We start from the raw sequence: 816 nt of genomic DNA, 5'->3' as shown, positions 1-816 counted from the left end.
GGCGCGCAAATTCCCGCTCGACAAGCATCTCTATGCACAACGTCACTTGGTCGAATGCTGCTTCTCAAAGCTCAAGCAGTTCCGCCGCGTCGCTACACGCTTCGAGAAAACCGCAAGGCACTATCTCGCCGTCGTAACCCTCGCCGCAACAATTCTATGGCTCAGATAACTGTCCACACATCCTAGCTGTGTGGTCCCGGAATGAGGTGGCGCGGGTTGATTTTGAAGATTGATGGATCGTTTGTCCATGCATCGCAGATGACCTGGTAGGGCGTTCGCCACCGCAGCGCCTTGAGGTGCTTTGCGAAGTTGTAGGCGTTGATGAAGGCCAGGACATGGGCCTTCAAGCTTTCCAAATCGTCGTAGAGGTAGACCTTGACGGTGGCGTCCTTGATTGTGCGGTTCATCCGCTCGGCCTGGCCATTTGTCCAAGGATGATAGGGCTTGGTGAGCCTGTGCTCTATGCCGTTGGCGATGCAGACGCGATCGAAGATGTGCGGCCCGAGGAAGCGGCGGCTCGGACCGTCACGGTTCTTGGGCAGGTCGGCGAAGGCCATTCCATTGTCGGTGAGCACGGTGTGGATTTGGTAGGGGAAGACCTCGACCACACTTCTGAGGAAGGCTGCGCCTTCCATCTTGCCGGCGCAGTCGTGGAACTCGACGTAGGTGAACTTTGACACCCGATCGATCGCGAGGAACATGACCAGCTTGCCGTCTGCGTGGCGTAGTTCGCAGCTGTCGATATGGACGTAGCCGATCTCGTAGGTCTTGAACCGTTTGCGCCGATCCTTGACGGTCTCGACCGGCAGCCGGGAG

At 57.7% G+C, this 816-nt stretch carries 1 protein-coding gene and 1 pseudogene; one reads left to right on the top strand and one right to left on the bottom strand.

Annotation, left to right across the window (positions count from 1 at the left end; all coding sequences use genetic code 11):
- Nucleotides 1–169 (top strand): annotated as a pseudogene (locus CEV33_RS00750) (IS5/IS1182 family transposase); the annotation flags it as partial.
- A 13-nt stretch (nt 170–182) separates the two neighbouring features.
- On the opposite strand, the gene CEV33_RS00745 reads toward CEV33_RS00750, so the two are convergent.
- On the bottom strand, nt 183–816 hold a 634-nt coding region (locus CEV33_RS00745; RefSeq protein ID WP_141211524.1), incomplete at its 5' end, for an integrase core domain-containing protein.

Source organism: Brucella grignonensis (assembly GCF_002252505.1).
Taxonomy (GTDB): domain Bacteria; phylum Pseudomonadota; class Alphaproteobacteria; order Rhizobiales; family Rhizobiaceae; genus Brucella; species Brucella grignonensis.
The sequence above is the reverse complement of the archived record's forward strand: the minus strand, read 5'-3'. Positions and strand labels throughout refer to the sequence as shown.